Below are 4,115 nucleotides of genomic sequence, written 5' to 3'. Positions count from 1 at the left end.
AAAACCCCCCCCCCCCCCCCGCCCCCCCCCCCCCCCCCCCCCCCCCCCCCGGGCCCGGCTATCGGGCGGGGTGGCTGTGGTGGGGACGCGGTTGCGTGCCGTGGAACCGGTCGGAGCCGGCCTCGCGCTGGCGGATGAGCGGCAGGGCGCTGCCGTGCACCGTGCGGAAGCCGGTCGGTCGCCGGTCGGTGGTCGCGTTGTCCACGCCGGCGTCCAGGTCATCGATGGCGTGGGCGCGGACGGCTACCAGGATCTGGTCCCAGATCGTCTGCGGTAGCCGGTTCTCCCGCATGGTCCCGAGGTGACGGAAGCGGACGATCACCTCGTCGGGCAGGCCGCGGGCGACCTGGCCGCAGTCGGCCCCCCAGGAGGTCCAGCCGAGGGGTCCGTCGTGGGGGGTCAACCGGTCGAACACGCCGGTGCGGACGTCGTGGACGAACGGACCCCACAGCGCGACGGGCATCCGGACCTCGCGGATCCGCCCGGCGTAGCGGTACCGGACGACCACGTCGGTGTGCTGGCTGGCGAATTTCAGCCCGGGGGCGCAGGCCGGCCGCCGCCAACGCAGCGGCGGTTCCCCCGCTGTTCTGCCCGTACAGTCGCCCTGGCCCACCCGACCGTCCATCGGTTCGTCTCCCGTTCTGGCCAGTCCGCCCGCGGCAACGGTCCACCGGGGGCCGCACACGGCCCATCGGGAGCCCGCTGCGGGAGTGGGAGATGTGGTGGTCGGGCCCGTGCCGGTGGAGGACCGGCGTACGCAGACCCGGTGTGTGCGCTCGGTGCTGGTGCCCGGCTTGCGGGCAGGGTCCGGGAGAGGACCGGTGCGTGCGGTGCCCGCGGTCCTCTCCCGGTGTGCCTCACCGCCCATGAAGACCCGCGCGGCGATCCGCCCATCGCAGTGGGTGATCGAGTGCGGGCGGGGCAGCCACCCTCGGCGGAATCCGACATCCCAGGAGGAGGATCCCGTCGACATCATCAGGTGTCCTCCTCGCCTCGGTAGCTGGGAAGCGGGCTGCGCGTCCGCCGGTGGACACATCACACCGTGCTGGGCGTATCTGGGACAGAGTGCAACGAGCCGTTGCGGCCGCGCGCACATTCGTTGCGCCTGATCGGCGGCTTCGGACTTCGCCGGAGACGGGAACGCCGTGTCCGGCCGGTGATTACCCACCGTCGTTGCCGGACCGACCGCCGTCGGGGCTCTCCCGCCGCGTGCGGAGGAGATCGCCGATCAGCTCCGCCTACCTGCAGTGGCAGTGTTGATGCCTGCCTGCGCGCATTCAGCGTACGAGAGTTCCGCGTAATTGGCATCGATCAAAGATGGTCCGTTTTGTTGTCGGGTGAGAATTGGCTACCAGTGCCGCCGCCGTTGCGCGTGGGCAGTGGATATCAATTCGACTTGCCCGCCGGCAGACCTGGGCGTGGGTGATGGTTGGGCTGTAGTCCGCCCGGTGTGATACCGGCTAAGCCGCTCTCGGACTCGTTCCGGCAGCATCCGCCGGAACGAGTCCGACCCTCGTGCCCGCCCTCGACGGCCCACCGCCGGCGCCGCACCCGCGGCGCCCGACCGCGGCGGCGCCGCTTGCCGAAACCCTACCTCAAAATGGCGGCCACTTCCGGGGCGTTCCCATCGCCGTCACCGCAGCTCGGATCCGCGATTTAGCAGGTCAACGCGAGTTACCAGGTCAGCACGAGTCGGCCGCGGATGCCGCCCTTCTCCAGCAGGTGGTGTGCCTCGGCGGCCTGCTCGGCCGGAATGGTCTTCGCTACCCGCAGGGTGAGCGCACCCTCCTCGACGAGTTGGCGCAGCCGGTCGAGCTTGGCCTGTTCGCGTGCGTAGGAACGCACCCATACCTGGTGGATCGTGATGCCACGCTTGGTCTCGCCCTGGAACGGACGGACGGCGGCGAACCCGCCGCCGTCGCGGATCGCGCTGAGCAGGGCGTCGTTCTGGATCGAACCGTCCGCCAGCCCGTCCACCCCGCCGGGCACCGCCGCTCGGATCCGCTGCGCGACGTCGTCGCCCCGGCGCACCACGATGTCGGCGCCGAGCTCCCGAACGAGCTCGGTGTCCGCCTCGGAGGCGTCGGCGACGACCCGCAGCCCGTCGGCCTTGGCGAGCTGGACGGTGTAGCCACCGAAGCAGCCGGCTGCCCCCGTCACCGCCAGCGTCTGCCCGGGGGTGAGGCCCAGCAGGTCGAGCGCCAGCCGCGCGGTGAGCCCGTTCATCGGCAGCGTCGAGGCGGCCACGTCGCCGACGCCCGCGGGGACTCGGGCGACGGACTCGGCCGGCACCACCACCTGCTCGGCGTAACCGCCGTTCGACGCGGCGGGAACGACGATCGCCATCACATGGTCGCCGATCGCGAGATCCGTCGACACCCCCTCGCCGATCTCGTCGAGGACGCCGGCGACATCCATCCCCGGCACGTAGGGCGGCGTCCACTTCGACAGCCATTTCGCCCGGTCGCCGCTGCGCGTGAAGGTGTCCGTCGGACTCACGGTGGCGGCGGCGGACCGGATCCGGACCTCGCCGGGACCGGCATGCCGCTCGGGCACGTCCACGATGTGCAGGGCCTCCGGCCCGCCGAACTCGACCACTCCCACGGCTCTCATGACAGACGACCCTAACTCCGCCCACCTTGCGCCGCCCGTCTCGCGTCGCCCACCTTGCGCCGCCCGTCTCGCGCCGCGCAGGGAATGCGCGCGGCCGAGCTGTTTGCGGTGGCGCAGCCGGGCCGGCGCGTTAAGCCACTGAAAGGGGCGGATGAACCTCCCAGGCAAGACGCATTGTGGTCGACTCGGTACTCTTGCCGACATGGGGGTTGATCTCGGCTCCGATCGGTCGCGGCGGCGGATCGACCGGACGGCGGAGGCGGTGCTGCAGGCGCAGCGAGATATCTCCGGATGGCTGGACGCCCGCCGCGGAGATGACCGGTTCCGCCGCTTTGGGAATCATTTTCGGATACTCGACGAGGTGCTGGGCGGGATGCTCGCCGCCCTGGCCGGCCGAGTCGCTTCCCTGCGAGAGCTGGGCGACAGCGGTGCGCGCTACGACGGATGCCGGTCGGTGGAAACGATGCTGACCGTCGTGCGGCGCACGTTCGACTGGTATCGCGAACGGTATGACCAGCGGCTCGACGAGCGACTGGGCCCGATTCTGCTGGCCGCCGACGAACTCGTCCGGTCGTGCTGGTCGCAGCCGTTCGCGGCAATGGGGCGGCCCGCGCCGACCGGTCCGCTCGCCTACGTCGACCCCCGTTTCAACGCCTTCGCCGTCACCCGGTCGAGCGTGCCGGTGCCACTGCGGCCGCCGGCCCACACCGACGCGGTGGACGAGGCCGCTCGTGCCCTGCTGCACGAGCTGCCGATCCCGGCGATCGCCCTGCCGGAATGGTCCACCCGGCAGGCATGGTGGCTGGCCCCCGCGGCCCACGAGACCGGCCACCACGTCCAGCGGGACCTGGTGGCGGGCCTGCCCGACCGGACCCGCGCCGCGCTGGACCAGGCGGTGCGCGCCGCCTCGGGCGGGGACGCGCAGCTCGCCGCCCAGTGGTCGGGCTGGCAGGCGGAGGTCTTCGCCGACGCCTTCTCCGCCGTCATGATCGCCGACGCGGCGGCCTGGGTCGTCGACGAACTCGAACACGCCGCGCCCGCCCGCCTCGCCGGGCTGTCCCCACCCGGCCACCCGTACCCGCCGCCGCTGATCCGCCGCGCGCTGCTCGGCGAACTCGTCTGCCGCGTCCGCGGCGAGCACCCGACCGCGGACCAGCCCGCCCCCGCGGTCGGCTCATTCCCATCCGTCGCTGTCCCACCGGCTGACGCTGTACCGCCGGTGACCCGTCCCGCGGGCGAGCTGACGACGGTCGCGGCGGCCGAGGCGTGGCTGGCGGGAACGAACGCCGCCGGACCGGCCGCGGCCGAGCTGCGCCGCCACCTGGCCGTCGTGCCCGCCGTCGCCGAGGCCCTGCTCGCCCTGCCGATCGGCGCCACCACGCTGCTCGCCGCGGCAGGCGTCGACCCGGCCTGGTTCGACCCCGGCGGCCGGATCGCGAGCTGGACGAAGGCCCTGCGCAGCGACCCGGTGCCGATCAGCCCGCACGCTCGCCGCACGCGCC

At 72.8% G+C, this 4,115-nt stretch carries 3 protein-coding genes; 1 reads left to right on the top strand and 2 read right to left on the bottom strand.

Annotated elements, in window-relative coordinates:
- Positions 1 to 58 precede the first annotated feature (58 nt).
- Both ND748_RS26905 and ND748_RS26900 read right to left on the bottom strand, forming a co-directional pair.
- Positions 59 to 613, bottom strand: a complete 555-nt coding sequence (locus ND748_RS26905; protein ID WP_251749014.1) for a hypothetical protein — start codon at positions 611 to 613, stop codon at positions 59 to 61.
- Positions 614 to 1,674: 1,061 nt separating this feature from the next.
- On the bottom strand, positions 1,675 to 2,613 hold the full coding sequence (locus ND748_RS26900; protein WP_251749013.1) for an NADP-dependent oxidoreductase: 939 nt from the start codon (positions 2,611 to 2,613) through the stop codon (positions 1,675 to 1,677).
- Between the two features lie 151 nt (positions 2,614 to 2,764).
- Here ND748_RS26900 and ND748_RS26895 point away from each other — a divergent pair.
- Positions 2,765 to 4,115 (top strand): hypothetical protein (locus ND748_RS26895; protein ID WP_251749012.1); only part of this gene is annotated, 1,351 nt, incomplete at its 3' end.

The sequence above is a fragment of the Frankia sp. AiPs1 genome, from assembly GCF_023716945.1.
In the GTDB taxonomy this organism is placed as follows: domain Bacteria; phylum Actinomycetota; class Actinomycetes; order Frankiales; family Frankiaceae; genus Frankia.
This window is presented reverse-complemented; position numbering and strand designations above follow the sequence as displayed.

Bases quoted from the DNA above. Each gene is read 5' to 3' on its own strand.
- ND748_RS26900 (WP_251749013.1), bottom strand. From the start codon at position 2,613: ATGAGAGCCGTGGGAGTGGTCGAGTTCGGCGGGCCGGAGGCCCTGCAC.